Genomic DNA, 18,232 nt, shown 5'->3' with positions numbered 1-18,232 from the left:
TTGCCCTCGGAGTGATGGGTCGAACGACGCCGTTGGCATTCTAGCGCGCCGACGGGTGGACATGCAAAATGCGGCTTGACCACCGTGGGGGCTTGAACCATAATCGGCGGGCGGGAAGACGAAGGAGACCGCTGCGATGGGGAAGCTCACACTGCTCACTGCGCTGCTCGCTGCCTGCGCCTCCTGCCAGGCCGTCGAGGGGGTGCGCGTCGCCGAGGGCACCCGCCGCATTCTCACGGGGCCGTTCAAGCTCAAGGACAAGGCACCGCAGGAACGCCTCGAAGAGTTCAAACCCGTCTCTTATCCCGCGGTGACCATCGAGAACGAGTACCTCCGCTGCACCGTCCTACCCTCGGTCGGTGGGCGGCTCTACGAGGTCTACAACAAGGCATCCAAGTCCCAGCTCTTCTTCGTCAATCCCTACCTCGAAACGCACCCCGACGACTTCGAGGGCGGCCACCCGTGGAACCTGGGCGGCGTGGAGGTGAACTTCCCCTACTTCCATCACGGCAACACCTACAACGACCGATGGGACTGGGCGCGGGTGGAGCGCCCCGATGGCACGGCGGGCGTCGTGATGAGCCACACCTCCACGCCCACCATGCAGCGGGCCGTCTTCCGCGTCCTCCTGCGGCCGGGCGTGGCCCGCGTGGACCTCGAATACGAGTTCGAGAACCTCAATCCCTACGGCTGGGGCCTCGCCGCCTGGATTGACACGATGCACCCGAAGACAATGGACACGCAGTTCATCCTCCCCACGCCCTGGGTCGCCCAGCACGGCTACAACGCCGGCCGCACCGACCTCGTGCCCTGGCCCGTCCGCAACGGCGTGGACCTCTCCTGGCAACGGAATCTGGCGCCCGGCCGTGGCGATCTGAGCGAGTTCGGCTTCATGCCCCGCGAGCGCTTCCACGGCGGCTACGAGCACAGGGCCGACCGCGGCGCGGTCCGCATCTTCGACCCCGCCACGCTCCCCGCCGCGAAGCTGTGGACCCAGGCCCTCCCCGTCTCGCCCGAGCGCTATTACCAGCACTTTGAGATCTGGACGGCCACCTCGGCGGTGATGGAGGACCCCGGGCACCAGCCCGAACTGAGCGCTTACCGTGCCGCCGATTCGTGGTATCAGGTCTGGGGCATCGGCGGCTATGTGTTCGCCAACGACCACGCCGCGCTCAACCTCGTGCGGCAGGCCGACGGCCGAGTGCTTGCGGGCGTCTGCGGCACGCGACACATTCCAGGTTGCGTCTTGAGCCTGCGGGTCGGCCGCGGCGAGGTGCTCCGCGAGGTCTTCGACCTCGACCCCTCCCGGCCCTGGCGGCGCGAGGTCGCCGCGCCCGCGGGCGACGTCGAGCTCGAGATCGTCGGCCCCGACGGCGCCCGCCTTGCCGCCTACGAACTCCGCGCCGACGACGTGCCTCAGGAACAGTGGAAGATGCCCGAGAAGCCCCGCTGGCAGCGGGGCATCAACGCCGCTTACTACGACGAGGACTACTCGACCCTCTGGCGCCGGCGCGGGCACTTCCTCGACGGCGCCATCCGCCGCTTCGCCGACGCCCTCAAGCAGGAACCCAACTCGGCCAAGCTCATGATTGACCTCGCCCGCTGCTATCTCAAGGACGAACAGGTCCGCGTCGGCCACGCCTATCCGAACCCCGGCCCCGAGGCCGATGCCCACGCCGCCAGGCGCCGCGAGGCCAGCCTCGCTGCCGCCGTTGACCTCCTCACCAAGGCCGTGGCTCTGGATAACACTGTGGGCCGGGCTGATGGCGGCATTGTGGGCGGGACGTCCCCGTCCCGCGAATCCTCATATCTCTCCACCGCCCACTTCTACCTCGGCCTCGCCCTCGAGCGCCAAGGCAAGCCTGCCGAGGCGGCTGAGCATTACCGTTCCGCCCTCAAGTGTCCCGTCCCCGCCCCCGCCGCCGCGCTTTACCTCGCCCGCCTCACCCTCCGCGATGACCCGAAGGAGGCCTTATTCCTCGCCCGCCGTGCCGCCGAAGCCTATCCCCAGAGCACTCGCGCGAAGCACATGCTCATGGTTGCCTTGTCTGCGGCGGGGCAGGCGATGGAGGCCAAACTGGTCGGCCACGCCCTCCTCGACCACGATCCCTCCCACCCCGTCACCCTCGCCCTCCTGGGCCGCGCGCCTGCCACAATGCCCGCCTGGACCGAGAGGGAACTCCAGTGGCTGCGCGGCGCGGAGAGGTAGTCACCGATCTTTGCTTGACCGGCGCAGCTAATCTGGCTATACTATTCCCAGAATGAGATACACCGTGGTAGTCGCGCGTGCCGCGGAGGAGCAGTTCAGGAAGCTGGACGCCCGGTGGCGTTCTGCCCTCAAGCGGGCGATGCGGGAGTATCTGGAAACCGGTCCGACGCGCGAGGGCAAGAGCAGGATCAAGCGGCTTCGCGGCCTGCGCCAGCCCCAGTACCGCCTGCGCGTGGACGAGATGCGCGTGTTCTACGACGTGAATGAAGCCCTCAAGCGCATCGAAGTCCTGGGCTTTGTCGAGAAGCCCCGGACGGGGCAGTGGCTTGAAGAGCACGGGGTACCACAATGAAGACTCACACGATGGCGGAAGCCAAGAACGACATCTGCCGCATCATCCGAGAGGCCGAGAAGGACGGCGTGCTCATCACCCGCCACGGCCGCCCCGCCGCATTGGTCATCGGCTTCCACGACGAGGACGACTGGTTCGACTACCGGCTCGAGCACGACGAGCGGTTCCTCCGCCGAATCGCCAGGGCGCGGAAGGACATTCGCAAAGGCCGTTTCGTCTCCCTGGACGACCTTCCCGACTGAGTCCTCCCTCTCGTCGCGGCATCGAGAGAACCGACTGGATTCCCATCGAGCGGCCCGCCTACGACACCTGCCTCGACCGCCGCGACCACCGACCAAGGACCTCGGGCGGACCAGGGAGCGCCTGACACGGGTTGACTAACCGACTCTGCGATGCTATCCCGATGCCATGCGGTACACGGTGGACCTCAAGCCGCGTGCGGTGAAGGACCTGCGCTGCGTGCCCCGCGACGACGCACGGCGGGAACTCAATGCGCTTGGGGAGAAGCTCGAGACCTCCGAGGACCTGCACGCCCTCCGCGCGGCCAAGGCCAAGGAGGCCGCCGCGCCGACCGTCTCTCTTGCCGAGGCAAGGCGCAAACTCAGGCCCTGAGGACGCAGAACTGAACGTCCTCGCCAAACAATGACGCTCCGGAGTCGAGTAAGGCGTCGCCCGAATTGCCCAAGGAAGGCTGTGGCGCGCAGCTGCTCAGCGCAGCTACAACGGGGCAAGCCGGCTCGTCGGTCACGGCTCAGTCTCGCTTGGGTGCGCGTAGGCGAGGCAGGCCAGCACGTCCTCACGCTCCAGCCACGGATAGCCTTCGAGGAGGGTCTCGATCGTGTCGCCCGCCGCAAGCATGCCGAGGACGTGTTCGACGGCCAGTCGTCGGCCCCTGATGATCGGCTTGCCGCCGAAGATTCTGGGGTTCACCGTGATGCGCTCAAGCAGCTTATTCTCGTCCATCGCCTTCTCCCGTCGCCTGCGGTATCCTCAGCTCATCCACCAGTAAGCATAGCGCGTGGGGGCCGGGATGCAAGCGTGGGCTGCCGCCCGCGCGGCGGGGATGAACCCGGGAAGGGAGCGGGGCCGGGGAGGCAGGGAAACAGGCTCCAGGAGTAGAAGGAACCTGATCGCCGCATGTGAAGGCGCGGCAAGGGGTTGGAGATTTCGCGGGCGCGCCGGAATAATTTTACCCAACAGATTTGGGGGGCAAAGTCATTGTACAGGGTGAAGGAGACTGAGTCGCTGATTGCCCCTGGCTCGCCTGAGGTCACGGCCTCGGGCGGGGCGGGTGTCGCGACGTGGCGGAGAATGACCGATCGTGCGCATGCGGGCCCATGGACGCCGCAACGATCTGGCACACAATGGTTTACGGACACTCACGGCCTCCTGCTCCTGGTTCCCCCGCGTGCCCTCCTCGGCCCGCACGAGGGGCCATGGGCGCGAACCGGGAAAGTAGGCGACCGTACGGCACCAGCGCCCTCATCTGTGGGGGACATTGTGGGCGGCGTGTCCCCACGCCGCGGACCGCGGGACGGGGACGTCCCGCCCACAAGCACAGCCGAGGATGGCTGTGCCACATAGAACCCGCTGCCCAGGAGCAGGGCCACCTGCTATTCCGGGTCGCACCCAGGGGCAATTGACCCGGTGGCGGGGTCTCGGCATGATGGGCCGTCGGGAGGGTGGCGAAGGAGTGCTGCGATGGTCTTCCTTGCAGAGGCGTCGGTGGGGCTGGCGATTGCGTTGGCGATTGTGGACGCGGTGATGGCGCAGGAGCCGGAATGGGTGAAGGTCATTGAAGATGAGCGGGCGATCAAGATCGAAACCGATCGGCTGGAGGCGGTGATCCCGAAGAACAACCCGAAGCACTGGATGACGGGGATCGAGAAGGGGTCGTTCCTGGACAAGGCGACGGGCTTCCGCGAGGCGGGCGACGGGCTGATGGTGATTGACTGGCTGATGGAGGCCGGCAGCGATGAGGCGTGGAGCGAGAAGGTCATCGCCCCTGATGGGCATGGCGTTGGGCGGTATACTTGGTTTACGAATGAGACCGATCCGACGCGGCGGAACTACGCGCTGATGGCGCACGGGAGCAGCCACCGCAAGCGGATGGTGGAGGGGCCGCAGCTCTGCCACCGAATGAAGCCGGTGCAGCCCGAGGTGATTCGCGGCAAGGACTTCGTCGCGGTGACGACGACCTACCGCTACGAGTACGCCGCCCCAGGCCGCAAGGCGGGCTCGCGCTGGACGCAGCGCATTGTGTTCCCGAAGGGCGAGCGGTTCTTTGTGCTGATGGACAGGATCGAGAGCGTGAACGATTCGCCCGAGATGTTCCTCCGCGGCGACGTGCCGGGCTGCGTGCGCCACGAGAAGGGCGACACGTTCAGCGAGATGTACCTGAGCTACCTCGGCGGCCCGAACGGGGTGCGGATTCCGGCCAGCGAGTTCTTCGCGCCGTTCCCGCCCGATCTCAAGTTCGGCTACCGCCGCGACCTGAACAAGACGCCCGAGCACTTCATCCGGGCCTATCGCCTGCGGGACAAGGCGACGGGCAAGGACGGCCCGTGGCTGGCGGGGCTGACGCTCGAGCCGAGCGTGGTGTACGAGGCGTGGTGCAGCCAGCGCCCCGGCGGGATCATCGTGATGATCGAGGAGATACACGGGCGACCGACGAAGGCGGGCGACGTGTTCAGCGCGGCGCACATCGTGGGCTGGTTCGACAGCATCGAGGAGATGCACAAGCTCGCCGACCGCTACAAGGGCCACACCGTGCTGGAGGCGGATGAGAAGGGGTGGCGGCTGGGAAGGTGAGGCCGCGCCGCCTTCTTCCGCGTGCAAGTATGCACGCTCTACCATACCACACTACCCTCCCGAAGGTATTGGAACCTTCGGGAGGGTAGTGCTATTGGGACGTTCGGGAGAGAGAGGGGGATAGTCGGCTTCACTTCGCCTCGCCCGGCCAGGGCTCGCCGCGGAGCCAGGCCTGGATTTCGGCCTCGGTGGGCTCCACGCAGTCGGGCTCGATGCCCAGGAAGCGGCAGGCCTCGTAGAGCGCCGGGGCGACGCGGCCGTGGACGCAGACGACGTGGTGGACGTAGGGACCGCGGATGAGTCGCTCCTCCCACAGCGGCCAGTTGCCCACCTTGAGCCAGACGTAGGTGCCGCGGGTGAACGGCCCGTCGGTGCCCACGCCGTGGCCGAGGAAGAGCTTGTACTGGCCGTGGTCGCCGTCGAAGCGGATGACGCTGATGGGGCCGCCCCTGACCTGCCACTCGCCGACGGCGAGCGGGGGCTTCTTGCCGGCCATGTAGTGGCCGCTGAGCTTGCGCTGGCCGCACTCGCAGGCCAGGCTGGGCGGGAAGGGGCCGCAGTGCCACAGCAGCTCGGCGTTCTCGTCGGCGGGATGCCGTACGGTGAGGTCGGCGAAGAAGGTGGCGGTCTTGCGGCCGACCGCCTCCTGGACCATGAACGACGCAAGGGCGCCGTGGATGTCGGTCTCGCAGGCCACGGGCACCGCCTCGTCGGTGACCAGGCCGTGGACGAAGCAAGGGAAGATGCCGAAGTCCTGCTGAAGGGCCGACCAGCACTGGAGGGCGATGCCGTCGAGGCAGGCCTCGTCGGCCCAGTGGACGAGGGCGAGCTTGAAGGCGGCGACTTTGGCGAGATCGGCCTCGTCCGCGCTGCCGACCTCGAAGTTGTCGCGGATCCATTTCACCTGCTGGGCGAGGGCGGGGTCCTGGCCGTCGAGCATCTTCTGGGCGGCGCGCAGGATGTCGCTGAGGGTGGCGGGCACGACCTCGATGCCCCAGCGCTCGAGGAGTTCGCCTTCGTTGATCATCATGGTCCAGAAGGCGGCGGGGCGGGTGCTCACCTGGCCGATGCGCGCGTGGCGGAAGGCCTTGACGGCGGCGGCCGCCGCCACGAAGTTGGTGACGCCGCGCTCGAAGACCGTGCTGTCGGGGGCCGAGTTGACGATGTAGGAGAAGGGCACGTTCATGCGGCGGAGGATCTTGCTGGTGGCGAAGAGGCCGCACTGGGTATCGCGGTCGCGCGAGCCGTCGGGCAACGGCGCGGCGTCGCGGGGGCCCCACAGCAGCGTGGGCTTGCCCAGGTCGCGCGCCAGCCTCGCGGTCGCGTCCTCGGTGCCGAAGTTCACGTGGGGGATGAACAGCGCGTCCACCTTTTCGCGGCGGAAGACCTCGAGGGCGGGCTCCACGTGGTTGCGGCTGAAGATGAGGCCCTCGGGGTTCACCGAATCAATGGTCACGATGTCCACGCCCAGGGCCTTGAGCTTGGACTCGATGAGGCGCTTCTGGCGGGCGGCTTCTTCGATGCTGAAGATCACGCGCCGCGTGGGCGCCACGCCGAGCTTGAGGGGTTCGGGCTTTCGCACAGGTTGCCTCCTGCTATAGGGTTTGCTGCGGTCCCGCGCGGGCAATTATAGCGGCGTCCGTCCGGCGCGCAAGCGTGGCCGGACCTCCCGCGGCTGAACCTCCCGCGGGTTCCGAAACCCGCGGGAGGCTGGGGGAGGTCGGAGGTCACTGGACCTCGGGCATCTCGACCGCCTCGCCACGGAGCTGGCGGGCCTGGGCCGCCGGGTCGTAGACGCCGTAGAAGACGGCGTTGAGGTCAATCCAGAGGGCCAGGCGGGCGAGGTCTTCGGCGGGCGGACGGGCCGCGCCCGGGCACTGGAGGAGGGCCTTCATCAGGCGGCTGCCGCGGGCGCCGTAGGCTCCGCCCGGCTCGGTGCGGTGGACGGGGTTCCAGCCGCCGTAGCGGGGCACGAGGGCCTCGGCGGCGTTCTTGGGGTTGGTGCCGCCGTGCCAGAAGCTCAGGCCGCCGCAGAGCGACCAGTAGCTGCGCGTGAAGCCGTCGTGAGGAGCGCCCGTGAGGTCGAGGCCCTTGGGGGCGACGCGGGGCGCAGAGGCCCCGCCCACAGAGTGGCACTGGACGCAGTGCTTGTCGAGCACGGGCTGGACGAGGCGGACGTAGGAGAAGGGCCTTGTGCCGTCGGGGCCTGGGGCGATGGCCGAGGGCGGACGGAGCAGCGCCGCCGCCATGCGGCTGGGCGGCGCTGTCATCCTGTGCTCGTGGCAGCCGATGCAGGTGGTCGTCTCCCCTGGCTGGACGTAGGTGATGGACCGCATGGACTGGATGGCGAAGCCGTCGGCGTCGAGGGCCTGGAAGTAGACGGGCGTGCGGGCGGGGAGCGCGAAGCGGGCCGAGCCGTCGGGCTCGACCGGCACGGTGCCCAGGACGGCGCGGGCCGGCTCCTGCCCGGCGAGGCCGATGCGCGGGTCGTCGGCCACGGGCGTGGTCTTGGGCAGAATCTGCACGATGCGCAGCGCCTTGACTGTGCCGCGCGGCACGTCGCCCAGGCCCTCATACACATCCAGCAGCACCATCTCGCCGATCGGCGGCATGTCCCTTGTGGGCGGCGTGTCCCCACGCTGCGAATCTTCGCGGGACAGGGACGTCCCGCCCACAGTGATGTCAGGCAGGATGGGCGGGACGGGACGCGGGACGATGGGGATGGGGTTGCTGCTGCCGATCTCGGGGTCGCGGTAGAGCAGCTCGCGGTTGCCCCAGCGGTCGAGCAGGTAGATGCCCAGCGCGGCGGCGTCGTTGGCCCCCGGCTCCATGACGAGCGGCTTGGGGCTGTAGCCGACGAGGAAGTAGTCCTCGGAGAGCGGCCACGGCGAGTCGTAGTACTCCGCGATCCCGCCTTCGGCTTCGGGGAACTTGACCTCGGGGGTGATGCGGGTGAGCGCGTGCTCGCCGTTGTTGCCGAGGCGCGTGTCCACGATGGCAATCGAGCCGCCCGTGATCGAGTGGTGGGCCGAGGCGGTGAAGACGACCTTGGTGGTGCCAGGGATCGGCTGAAGCTGAAACGTGCAGTGCGGCGTCTCGGTGTGGTTGCCCCAGAGGGCGACGGGATTCGTGCCGTCGGGGCGGCAGGCCCACAGGTTCTGGTGCAGCACGGGATGGCGGTCCACGTAGTCCCAACGGCTGTAGAGAATGTGGCCGCTTGGGGCGACGGCGGGGAACCACTCGTTGGTCTCGTGGAACGACAGGGTTCGGATGTTCGAGCCGTCGGCGTCCATGCGGTGGAGCGTGTAGACGTGCCAGCGCGGGCCGAACTGGCCTCCGAAGCAGCGGGCGTGGCCCTTGCGGCGGGTCGAGGAGAACACGATGCCGCCGTCGGGCAGGTAGCACGGCATCAGGTCCTCGAACTCCCCGCTCGTCAGTTGCCGCAGGCCAGTCCCATCCACGTTCATCTCGAAGATGTGGTAGAAGGGGTCTTCCTTCGTGCACTTCGAGTAGGAGAAGACGACGCGCTTCGCATCGTAGGACACCCGCGGCTCCAGCACGTTGCCGGTCGCGGCATCGAAGAGACGACGGGTCTTGAGCGAGTGCCCCGGTCTCTCGAGCGCGAAGATTCCGCCGCCCGGCCTCGCCCGCCAGCCGAAGTACTGCATCACGAGATGGCTGTACGAGGTGGGCACGCGCTTGACGAAGAGGAGCGGGGCGCGCGGCGGCGCATCTGCGAGCATGGTCTGGCGCTTCGCCCACCAGGCTCCCACGAGTGACGCCCCGGCCAGCCTGCGGGGAATTGGCTTCTTCTCCTTCGCGAACCAGTCGTCCTGCATCATTGCCCAGAGAGCCAGGTCGGGCGGGCCGCCGGAGCCAATGTGTACGTCAAAGACATCGGCGAGTTGCTTCCTGAGCTCAGGAGCTTCCTCATCCACCAAGCGTTGCAGTGCGGGCACGCCCGCGGTCCACGGCCCGCGGTAGGCGCCGATGGCCAACCGCGGCAGCGGCGCGGATTCGCCTGCCTTCAGGGAGGGCCGGCTCAGGTCGTCCACCTCGATGACGAGGCGACCGTCGCCAGGCATCACACAATCGAGCGTCCACGCGGCGGACCGAGTTACTGCGATGACGACACCGCTCTGATCCCGTCCATCGGCCAGGACGAAGAACGGCAGGGCGTCCGACGCCGAGAAACCAGCCGCCAGCCCGACGGCTAGTGCCTCGTGGCGCAACACGAAACTTGCGTCGAATGCGTGCAGCGCCGGCAGGCCCGCCTTCTCTTGCGGGCCGGCCTCCATCTCATACGACCAGCCGCCCTCGCCCTGGCGGGTGGTGGAGAAGCCCTTGGAGGCGAGGAAGGCCTCGCCGTCGGCGTAGGCGACGAGGGGGTCCCAGCGGGTGGTGTCGCAGAAGATCTGGCCGCGCTTGTGGACAACGAAGCGGATGGCGTCGCCTCTGCGGACGTCGAGGGTCAGGCTCGGCTCGAGGCCCTTGGCGTCGCCGCCGTCGAGCTCGGCCTGCCACACGATCTTGTCGCCGTGCCGAATGCTCACGCGGACGCCGTCGGTCTTGGGGTCCACGTGGGCCTTGGCGACGCGGCCGGCGACGGTGACCTTGCCGTCGCGGGGACAGGTGAAGCGGCGGACGCTCGGGGTGTTCTCGCCGGGGTGCTGCCAGTCCTTGCCCACCCGCGTCCAGTCGGGGCCGGTCCAGTAGGTCGAGCCGTACCAGGCGTCCTCGCGGTAGGAGAGGAGCCTGTAGGCGGCGTCGCCCGGCGCGGCGACGCGAAATGCCCAGTCGGCGACGGTCACGCGGTCGAGCTTCGCGGGGGCGTTGCCCTGGTTGACGACGGTGCTCTGGATGAGGGCGAAGCCGAGTTCGGGCAGCCAGCGGGTCTCCTGGCGGAGAACGAGTCCCTCGGGCAGCTTGGGCGGCGCCGCGGGCGGCTCGAGCTGGCGGATGAGGGAATCGGCCGGCTCGCCCTCAAAGCAAGCCGGGAACGGCTGCTCTGCCGCAAGGAGCGACGAGACGGCCAGCAGGGCGAGCCAGATTGGGCGCAGCGCAGCCAACGGGAAGCTCCCAGAAGCGCCGGTGATAGCGAGCAGCCCCATGAAGGTGTCATCGTGAGCCTGTCGAACGACCTTCCAGGGGCTTGCTGCCGCGATGCGAGCGCCAGCCCTCGTCATGGCTGCGAGCCCCTGAAGGGTTCCTCGACAAGCTCGGAATGACAAGTCACGGCGCCGGCTCCTCACTCTCCCGACGGCTGGGCCAGGGAGAACTCGAGGCACTGAAGCCGGTGGTCGCTCACGCCCGTGCTCACGAGGTCGTAGCGGATCGGGCGGATGCGCGGGCCGAGGATGCACTGGTCAATGTCCCAGAGCGGGAAGCCGTCGGGCCACGAGTAGCACCAGCCGACGCCGGCCTCGTCGTAGGCGTGGGCGTAGCCTTTGGGCAGATGGCCGAGCCAGTGGGCGCGGCGCCGCGCGTTGAAGTCGCCCACCACCAGGTCGGGCTTGAGAAAGGCGATGCGGTCGTAGACCTGGCGCAGCCACGGGGCGCGCGAATAGAAGGGCCGGCTGGGCAGGTCCACGGCCAGGAGCGAGAGGGGCCCGCGCGCCGATTGCCATTCGATCAGGTAGGCGCGGCTGGGCATGCGCTCGTCGGGCCGCGCCAGCTTGAGCGCGCCGCGCGCGAGGACGGCGATCTGCCGCACGTGGCAGACCGTGAAGTCCTCGCCCAGGGCCTTGGCCACGGCGTTCGAGACCTCGGGGCGGACGATCTCCGAGAGCACGTAGGCGTCGGCCCCCATCGGCGCGAGGGCCTGTGCAATGGGCTCCCAGTGGTCCATCACCGGCCCCACGTTCCAGTGCACGAGGCGCAGCGCGGCGCGCGCGTCGCCGCGCGGGCGCGGGCGAATCCACTGGTTCTCGACGAAGAGGAGCCAGAAGGTGGGCAGGAGCCAGAGCAGCGCCGCGGCGCCCGCCACCCGGCGGCAGCCGCACGCGTAGGCCAGCAGGGCCGCCACCAGCAGGGCCGCGCTGGCGAACGACGACGGGATGATGAAGCACAGCCCCGTGAGGCTGAAGGCGTCGCGGAACAGCTCGCCCACGGCCCACACGCCGAAGGCGCCCACGGTGACGTTGGCGAAGAGCCACGCGGCCACCGTGCGCGCGGAACGCGCCACCTGGGCGGCGGAGGCCGTGTCTTCGGGGCTGATCGGGTCCAACGCCATGCCTGGCTGCACCTGAAAGAGCGACCTGCTGCCTCCTCTGTCATCGTGAGCTGGTCGAACGATCTTTCAGGGGCTTGGCGCACCATCGCGGTGTACCCACTACGCGTGCGTCAAGCCCCTGAAAGGTTCCTCGACAAGCTCGGAATGACAGCCCCCGCCTTTCGCTCGGCGCTCGTGGCTCGCAGCTACTTCACCTCTTTGATCCGCAGGTTGCGGAACTGCACCTCCATCGGGCCGCCGGAGTGAATCTGCACGGCGATGATCCCCTCGCGCGCGATCTTCTCGTCGGGTTCCGCGTAGTCCACGGTCACGACGCCGTTGATCGAGAGCTTGACCTTGTTGCCGATGGCCTCGACCTCGTAGTCGTTCCAGTCGCCGACCTTGAGGGCCTTCTTGAGCAGCTCGTCGGGCGGGCCGGCGAGCACCTTGTTGCGGCGGGCCTCGTCGTAGAGCTTGCCCCACCAGCCGGGCGCGATATCGGCCTGGTAGCCCGACACCTCGTGGCTGGGCGGCGGCACGCGCTTCGAGCGGAACTGCACGCCGCTGTTGCCCTTGTTCTCGACCAGCTTCACCTGGAAGCGCAGGATGAAGTCGCCGTAGGACTTCGTGGTCGCCAGGAAGTCGTTGTACGTGATGCCGGGCGAGCGGCCGATGAGGGTGCCGTCCTCGACCAGCCACAGCTTGGCATCGCCCTCCCAGCCCGTGAGGTCCTTGCCGTTGAAGATCGGCGTGAACCCCTCTTCGGCCTCGGCGGCAAAGGCGGCTGCCGCGCCCAACACGGCCAGCCCGAACACCAGTGCTTTCGTCACTCTCATTCTCCTTTCCTCTTTCGCGTCTGTTCGCGTGTTTCGCGGGCGCCCCTCTTCACGCCAACTCAAACCAGAAGATGCTTTCGAAGTAGGTCGTCGTGTCACGCTCCGTGCGCATGGGCACGGGGCGGTGGAACGTATCTACAAGCCTCAGCCCGGCCATCTCGCCGATGGCGGGATAGAGGCCGTGGCGGTCGTTGGCCACGACGAACAGCTTGGCCTCGGGCTTCAGCCAGGGCCGGATGTGGCGGAAGACCGCCGCCATGTCGGCCTGGTAGGCGCGCTGCGCCTTCTTGCCCTTGCCGAGCGACATCGGGCCGATCTCCTGCTCGTCGCGTCGCTCGAGTTCCGGGAACAGCTCGTAAGCATAGCGGTGCTGCTCGTGGTAGTCAATCATCCCCACGTACGGCGGCGAGGTGAACACGCCGTCGAGCCGCACGCCCTCGGGCAGGGGCGTGGTGCGGGCGTCGCCCTCGAGCACCGTGACCGCGGCGTCGGAGCGGAGCTTCTCGAACTCCTCGAGCCGCCGCACCGTGTCGGCGGAGTAGCGGCGGAGGAACTTGCGCGCCTCGGCGATCGGCTCGCACAGGCGGCGGTGCTTGACGCAGTAGTATTGCTCGCCGACCTTGAGCGGCGCCTTGGGCCGCGCCAGGTCGAAGTGCGGGATGAGGCGGCACGAGCGCGCCGCGCGGCTCAGGATGATCCGCATCACATCCCGGCTCGCATAGTCGGCGATGAGGCTGCGATAGAAGAGCAGCTCCTGAAGCGCCTGCGGGGCGAACCAGGTGCTCAGGTACTCGCTGTCGCCCGCCAGCGTCTCCGATGGCTCGTTGGCTCCGTCGAAGGGCAAGAGGCCCGTGGCCGACCGCGCCTCGGCGAATGCCTCCAGGCGTTCGAGGGCGTCGCGGGTCTCGCGGCGCAGCAGGGCGAGGTCGTGCCGTCGCGTCTTGGCCCCGATGATCAGGCAGTTGAAGGGCGACAGCTCGATGCCGAGGGCGTGGATGCCCAGGGCGTTGGCCTCGACGAGCGTGGTGCCCGAGCCGCCGAAGGGGTCGAGGATCGTGTCGCCCGCCCGGAAGAAGCGGCGGAGGAACAGCTCGACGAGCTGGGGCACGAACTTGCCGAGGTAGGGGTGGAGTCGGTGGACGTGTTTGGTGCGCTGCCACTCGGGGAACTCGATGAGCGACAGGTCGCAGCCGAAGGTGCGGAGGTTCTTCTCGATGTCGGGGTGGCCGGCGAAGCCGCGGCCGTCGAGGAAGATGCGCCGCCGCTCGGCGCCCGTGAGGCCCATGGTCGAGCGGGCGGGGGGCTCGAGTTGCGAGAAGGGCGTGCGGACAGGGCCAGGGCGGACGTCGTCGCTCACGATGCGTCTCCGCCGGCTGGGATGGGCCGGCACGGAGGCATTATAGCGGAGACGCCGCGGGGCTTCAATGCGTGCGCCGGCGGCGCAGCAGGCCCAGCGCGCCGAGGCCCAGGAGGGCGAGGCCTGTGGGCTCGGGGACGAAGATGCCCGTGAAGTGGTAGAGAATCTCGTCGTAGGTGAGCGCGCGGTTGTAGAGCACAATCTCGTCGAGCATGCCGTTGAAGTAACGCCCGGCCGTCGTGGGGGTGATGCGCCCGAGGGTGAGGCTCAGGGCGCCGGCGATGGTCGAGGCGTCGCTCGCCGTGGCGGGGTCGAGCAGGCTGTCAATGTAGAGCTTCATGTCGGCCCCATCCTTCACGGCCACCAGGTGGTGCCAGGCGCCGGTGCTGTAGAGGGTGGTCGAATAGAGGTCGGTGCCCCCGCTGCCGCCGGCGGGCCAGCGGTGGAGGAATCGGATGCGGCCGTCGGTCTCCAGTTCGAGCAGGATGGCGTGGCCCGCCGCGGTGGTGAAGGCGAGCAGGTCGCCCTGGTGGCGCGTGGCGGCGTTGAACCACAGTTCCACCGAGTAGGCGCCGCCGCCCGCGAAGTCGGTGGAGAGGATGGCGGCGCCGGTGGTGAAGTAGCCGTTCGCGCCGTCGAAAGCCATGGCGCGGTTGTTGGGGTCGTAGAACAGCGGACGGGGGATGGCCTTGGTGAGGCCGGTGGCCGAGCCATTCATGTGGTAGTCGTTGCCCGACCAGTCGCCGGCCCCGCCGCCGGCGATGGTTTCTTCCAGGCGCCAGTAGCCGGCCGGGCCTGCGGCCTCGATGGGGTTCTGCGAGAAGGCGCTTGCGGGCGGCAGGGTGGCCGGCGTGTAGGCGCCGCTGGCGAGGGCGAGGATCTGCCGCATCTTCAGGGCCTCGTTCCAGAGGGCCGGCTCATCCACGGTGGCGGCGACGAATTGGCTGGCGTTGTGGGAGCCGAGGTTGATCACCGCCGTGTTCACGGTCGAGACGCCGTTGTCGGCACGCGTATCGAGCACCTCGCCGTCGCCAAAGTAGGTGACCTTGCCGTTGCCGCGGAGGCCCAGGTGGAAGTGCCACTGGCCGTCGAGGCCCCAGTATTGCGGGCCGTCGGGGCGGAAGTCGCCGCCCGTGCCGCGGATGACGAAGCCGAGGTAATTGGCGTTGATCCAGCCAATGCCCCAGAAGGGCGTGCCGCCGAACTTGGAGAACAGGCTGCGATACCAGGCGCCGGCGGCGGTGGTCCTTGCCCACAGGCTGGCGGTGAGGGGGTTATCAATCGCGTCGAGCGTCGCATTGGTGCCCAGGTTCACCCAGTCGTTGGAGCCATCGAGGTCGAGAGCGTAGCCCGAGCCGTTGTAGCCCGTCACCCAGTCGGTCGAGGGGTCAATGTTCGTCAGTGTGCCCGTGGGCATGCCGGCCACCGCGTTGGCGGCGGTGCTCGAGCCCGGCCCGTCGTTGAGGGGCCAGTAAGACACCAGGGTGGCTTGGGCCGTTCCCACCAGCGCGAGCGTCACGACGAGGGCACCAGTCGGTCCCCGGACACCAAGGGTTCGCGACATCGCGGCAACACCTCCGGAGTTGGGCATGTGTTTCTACGGCGCGGGCCGGGGGAGCTGCGCCGCGCGGCCGCCGAGGGCCTGGTCAACGAAGCCGTATGCTACCAGACCATGCCACTCGTGTCCAGCAGAAAAAACGTCCTGCTTCACGTTCTCCTCGGCGCCGAAGACCTTGTAGCCGGCCCGCACGCGGGCGTAGCCTTCCCGTGTGTAGCGGATGGGGAAACAGCCGTCCTGCTCGGCGCTCTCGAAGAGCAGAGGACGCGGCGCGATGAGGAGGTGCGCCTCGCACACGTCCATCAGCTCGACGAAGCCGGGCAGGCACCAGCAGGCGCAGTTGGGCACGGAGAAGACGCCCTCGGTGGTGCACATCCAGCCGCTGACCACGGCCACGCGCAGGCGCTCGTCGCAGGCGGCGAGCCACATCGTCCACTCGCCGCCCATCGAGAGGCCGGCCACGCCGATGCGCTTGGGGTCCACCTCGGGCCGCTCGGCCAGGATGTCCACGCACCGCATCAGGTCCCATAGCGCCATCGCCGCGTACTGGTGGTGGGGCAGCGACGGGGCGGCGACCACGTAGCCGCCACGCGCGAAGCGGTCGGCGAAGCCGTGGTAGATGGTCTTGGGGTCGAAGACCTCTTCGGCCTTGCCCCCGTGGCCGTGGAGGCACAGCATGGCGGGGAAGGGGCCTTTGCCCTTGGGGATGGCGAGGCGGAGGGGATAGAAGACGCCCGTGCGATTGCTGCCGCGGAAGCGCTGCGGGTAGAGCGTGTAGTCCCCCATGTCCTTCGGCTCGCCCGAGCGGACGTCGAGGGCGACCTCATCGGTCGAGATGCGGGTCGTCTGCCGCTCGACGAGGTCGAGCAGCCGTGCCCGCGCCTGCTTCTGCCAGGCGAGGGCCTGGTCCTTCGTCGTGGCCGTGAAGGGCAGCTCGAACTTGGCGGGCACCTGGGCGGCTCCAGACATGGCGGCTAGGCCGACAATGAGGAAAGAAACCGCCAGACTGTTCACTCGGGCAACTCCTTAGAGCTGAGCGACCACGCCGGCCGCAGTCAACTGCTAACGCTCTGCTAACACACACCCAAGACCTAAGTGCCGTGTGGGCAGCACCTTGTGGCCATGTCTTGTGCCGCGCGATGGCGCGGGTGCAGCGCTAACGCTCGTGCTAACGCTCCGTGGCCGGGTGATAGCGAACCTTGGGTGGCTTGCCGTCTCGACGGAGGAAGCCCCCTTTCTGGGACCACTGCGTCAGGTACCGGGAGACCTCGACACGGGCGGACTGTGACTCGCCGAGTCCAAGTAGCTCACGGCACTCCTGAGGCGTTATCGAGCCGTGATCGTCCAGGTACGCTTTCACCATCTCAGCGTAGCGGATTGGGTTCAGCCCCCGCGTCTTTGTGTAGGCGGCTTTTCCAAGGAGGTCCTTGGCGACCCCCTTTGCCAGATGGTAGGTGGCGGCCTTCGTCCTACCGCGCCTTTCCAGAATCCCGGCACGCGGCTGCGCCAACTGGTCGAGGACGGCCCGCGCTGCGTCCCGGGATAGCTGCAAGAGCCGAGATGCCGACGGTGTATCAACAAATGCGTTCTCCCGCAGAAAGGAGAGGATGAGGAGGACATCAAGGCCGATGTCCCTGCCTTCGTTGCGCCACTTGGCGACGAGGCGGGCCATGCGCTCGTCGAACCCGCCATCGAAGATGCGCAATGTCACCCGAGTACCGTCTGTCTCATACTCGGGTGTGCGCTTGCCATAGGAGAGCGTGGGGATGAATATGCGATGGCGCCCGATCCCTGCGCGCTCCACGAGCCGAAGTCGCTGGAGGGCCTGCGCAAGGGTTCCGTTCCGGCTTACCGGCTCGGCGCGGAGGATGTTGCTCGGCGTGATATTGGCCAGGAATCCCTCCGGGCTCGTCACGACGAGCTCACGCGGCGTGTGGCGGACCAGGACCTCGCCGGGATCAGAATAGTCCCTGTGGGTGACTGCGTTGAGCAGGGCTTCGCGCACGACCTCCAACGGGAACGCGGGAACGCGCAGCTTGAAGAAGCCAATCTCGAGTTCCTGCTCAGGGTTGGCGGGCCCCGAGAATGCCTGCTCAAGGCGCTCCAGGACATTCAGGAGCCCCATCCGATAGGCGTCGTTCCGAGCGAGTTGTGTGTCGGAGACCTGGTGCACGTAATGCACCTGATGCTGCGGGCAGACGGCCGAGAGCACCTCCTCGCGGCCGTAGAGCAGAAGTCCGGTGTGGGTCACACGGTCGCCGCGTACCGCGCCCAGACCGGCAAGGAGCGCCCGATCGTCGAGCCGCAGCAGTTCTGATGAAGCGTCCATCCGCCGCAGTATGCCACGGGCCCTGGCGATCTCCACAGGGTCCAGTTCCGCAATCCCGACCCCCTCCGCCGCTTCCCCGCTCCAGTCCAGCGCGCCAGAGGCCACCTTGCCTTTCGCAAAAGCCTAGGCGTCCATTGGCATGCAGTTCTTGCCCACCCGTCTGCGGAACACACCTTGGCTCGTGCCGTATGGCGGGTCGGCCCCCTTGGGGACGCGGACGACGAGCAACCGCCCTGTGCCTTCTGGCACGCGGAGTTCCTCAACCTGGACGACGAGGCTCGGTGTCGTGGAGTCGTAGATGCCTCGGCGCCACGTGTCCAGAACGTAGCCTTGAGCCCCATGGATAGCGGCGGTGCGCCCCCGTGTGCGGTCCGCCACGCCGAACACAATCACTCCGCCTTCGGAGTTCGCCATGCAGATGGCGTACTCTGACGCAATCCTCATGCAGTCCTTTGGATCCCCCCACGGCTTGAACTCTAGCCAGACGGTCTCAAGGTCATCTGCAGGGACTGTCTCAAGGCAGTCCAGTAGGGCCAGGAGTTCCGAGTTCGTCGGAGCGCTCATGCGCG

General features: G+C 68.1%; 15 protein-coding genes. 5 read left to right on the top strand and 10 right to left on the bottom strand.

From position 1 onward, the window contains the following. Window positions 1-136: 136 nt before the first annotated feature. The 4 genes from PLE19_06925 to PLE19_06910 all read left to right on the top strand — a co-directional run bounded on the left by PLE19_06925 (window position 137) and on the right by PLE19_06910 (window position 3,173). Window positions 137-2,209 (top strand): DUF5107 domain-containing protein, encoded by a 2,073-nt coding sequence (locus tag PLE19_06925; protein ID HPD14662.1) that lies wholly within the window; start codon window positions 137-139, stop codon window positions 2,207-2,209. Window positions 2,210-2,273: 64 nt separating this feature from the next. After that, complete coding sequence (locus PLE19_06920) at window positions 2,274-2,561, top strand: type II toxin-antitoxin system RelE/ParE family toxin (protein ID HPD14661.1); 288 nt, start codon at window positions 2,274-2,276, stop codon at window positions 2,559-2,561. An 11-nt stretch (window positions 2,562-2,572) separates the two neighbouring features. Continuing rightward, window positions 2,573-2,803, top strand: coding sequence for a type II toxin-antitoxin system Phd/YefM family antitoxin (locus PLE19_06915; protein ID HPD14660.1), 231 nt, complete (start codon window positions 2,573-2,575; stop codon window positions 2,801-2,803). A gap of 166 nt (window positions 2,804-2,969) precedes the next feature. Continuing rightward, window positions 2,970-3,173, top strand: a complete 204-nt coding sequence (locus PLE19_06910; GenBank protein HPD14659.1) for a hypothetical protein — start codon at window positions 2,970-2,972, stop codon at window positions 3,171-3,173. 132 nt (window positions 3,174-3,305) lie between these two features. Here PLE19_06910 and PLE19_06905 read toward each other — a convergent pair whose 3' ends face one another. After that, complete coding sequence (locus PLE19_06905; GenBank protein ID HPD14658.1) at window positions 3,306-3,524, bottom strand: DUF433 domain-containing protein; 219 nt, start codon at window positions 3,522-3,524, stop codon at window positions 3,306-3,308. Window positions 3,525-4,262: 738 nt separating this feature from the next. Between PLE19_06905 and PLE19_06900 the strand changes: the two genes are divergently transcribed. After that, on the top strand, window positions 4,263-5,372 hold the full coding sequence (locus PLE19_06900; protein HPD14657.1) for a hypothetical protein: 1,110 nt from the start codon (window positions 4,263-4,265) through the stop codon (window positions 5,370-5,372). A gap of 130 nt (window positions 5,373-5,502) precedes the next feature. Here the strand turns inward: PLE19_06900 and PLE19_06895 are convergent, their stop codons facing one another. The 9 genes from PLE19_06895 to PLE19_06855 form a co-directional block, all read right to left on the bottom strand. Next, entirely contained in the window at window positions 5,503-6,954 is a 1,452-nt protein-coding gene (locus PLE19_06895) for an L-fucose/L-arabinose isomerase family protein (GenBank protein HPD14656.1), read from the bottom strand. 145 nt (window positions 6,955-7,099) lie between these two features. Next, entirely contained in the window at window positions 7,100-10,558 is a 3,459-nt protein-coding gene (locus PLE19_06890) for a hypothetical protein (protein HPD14655.1), read from the bottom strand. Window positions 10,559-10,620: 62 nt separating this feature from the next. Continuing rightward, entirely contained in the window at window positions 10,621-11,604 is a 984-nt protein-coding gene (locus tag PLE19_06885) for a hypothetical protein (GenBank protein HPD14654.1), read from the bottom strand. 185 nt (window positions 11,605-11,789) lie between these two features. Further along, entirely contained in the window at window positions 11,790-12,419 is a 630-nt protein-coding gene (locus tag PLE19_06880) for a DUF1080 domain-containing protein (protein HPD14653.1), read from the bottom strand. A 49-nt stretch (window positions 12,420-12,468) separates the two neighbouring features. Then, the gene (locus tag PLE19_06875; protein ID HPD14652.1) at window positions 12,469-13,776 is read right to left on the bottom strand and encodes a DNA methyltransferase; all 1,308 of its coding nucleotides are present in this window, start codon (window positions 13,774-13,776) and stop codon (window positions 12,469-12,471) included. Window positions 13,777-13,840: 64 nt separating this feature from the next. Then, the gene (locus tag PLE19_06870) at window positions 13,841-15,295 is read right to left on the bottom strand and encodes a PEP-CTERM sorting domain-containing protein (protein HPD14651.1); all 1,455 of its coding nucleotides are present in this window, start codon (window positions 15,293-15,295) and stop codon (window positions 13,841-13,843) included. Between the two features lie 78 nt (window positions 15,296-15,373). Further along, window positions 15,374-16,348: an acetylxylan esterase gene (locus tag PLE19_06865; GenBank protein HPD14650.1), complete on the bottom strand. Its 975-nt coding sequence runs from the start codon at window positions 16,346-16,348 to the stop codon at window positions 15,374-15,376. A gap of 154 nt (window positions 16,349-16,502) precedes the next feature. Then, window positions 16,503-17,768, bottom strand: coding sequence for an ATP-binding protein (locus PLE19_06860; protein ID HPD14649.1), 1,266 nt, complete (start codon window positions 17,766-17,768; stop codon window positions 16,503-16,505). A gap of 18 nt (window positions 17,769-17,786) precedes the next feature. After that, complete coding sequence (locus PLE19_06855; GenBank protein ID HPD14648.1) at window positions 17,787-18,227, bottom strand: ATP-binding protein; 441 nt, start codon at window positions 18,225-18,227, stop codon at window positions 17,787-17,789. Between the last annotated feature and the right edge of the window lie 5 nt (window positions 18,228-18,232).

This window comes from Planctomycetota bacterium, assembly GCA_035384565.1.
Classification (GTDB): Bacteria; Planctomycetota; PUPC01; order DSUN01; family DSUN01; genus DAOOIT01.
This window is presented reverse-complemented; position numbering and strand designations above follow the sequence as displayed.

Excerpts from the sequence above, each read along its gene's own strand:
- PLE19_06925 (HPD14662.1), top strand. The coding sequence starts at position 137 with ATGGGGAAGCTCACACTGCTCACTGCGCTGCTCGCTGCCTGCGCCTCC.
- PLE19_06915 (HPD14660.1), top strand. The coding sequence starts at position 2,573 with ATGGCGGAAGCCAAGAACGACATCTGCCGCATCATCCGAGAGGCCGAG.
- PLE19_06910 (HPD14659.1), top strand. The coding sequence starts at position 2,970 with ATGCGGTACACGGTGGACCTCAAGCCGCGTGCGGTGAAGGACCTGCGC.
- PLE19_06905 (HPD14658.1), bottom strand. The coding sequence starts at position 3,524 with ATGGACGAGAATAAGCTGCTTGAGCGCATCACGGTGAACCCCAGAATC.
- PLE19_06900 (HPD14657.1), top strand. The coding sequence starts at position 4,263 with ATGGTCTTCCTTGCAGAGGCGTCGGTGGGGCTGGCGATTGCGTTGGCG.
- PLE19_06890 (HPD14655.1), bottom strand. The coding sequence starts at position 10,558 with ATGACGAGGGCTGGCGCTCGCATCGCGGCAGCAAGCCCCTGGAAGGTC.
- PLE19_06885 (HPD14654.1), bottom strand. The coding sequence starts at position 11,604 with ATGGCGTTGGACCCGATCAGCCCCGAAGACACGGCCTCCGCCGCCCAG.
- PLE19_06880 (HPD14653.1), bottom strand. The coding sequence starts at position 12,419 with ATGAGAGTGACGAAAGCACTGGTGTTCGGGCTGGCCGTGTTGGGCGCG.
- PLE19_06855 (HPD14648.1), bottom strand. The coding sequence starts at position 18,227 with ATGAGCGCTCCGACGAACTCGGAACTCCTGGCCCTACTGGACTGCCTT.